At 38.3% G+C, this 201-nt stretch carries 1 protein-coding gene; it reads right to left on the minus strand.

Translation table 11 applies throughout. The annotated features are described in order from the left end of the window. The coding region (locus tag CHH91_RS21115; protein ID WP_483372425.1) for an ATP-binding protein at positions 1–201 on the minus strand (201 nt) is incomplete at both ends.

Genomic DNA, 201 nt, shown 5'->3' on the forward strand with positions numbered 1-201 from the left:
ACGAATATGCAAAATCGTTTGGTCTCTGTTTTCGTCATACACGGTTTCAAATGTGATCAATGGATTATCCTGATGTTGTGTAACGTGTTTTGTACTATTGGCAATAACCTGTTCTATAATAAACGCTAACCCTTTGCGGTCGGAGAGAATTTCCATCTCTTCGCCTTTGAACTGGATTTGAAAACCAGATTCATCAAGTAG

This window comes from Virgibacillus sp. 7505 (assembly GCF_002272135.1).
Classification (GTDB): Bacteria; Bacillota; Bacilli; order Bacillales; family Amphibacillaceae; genus Terribacillus.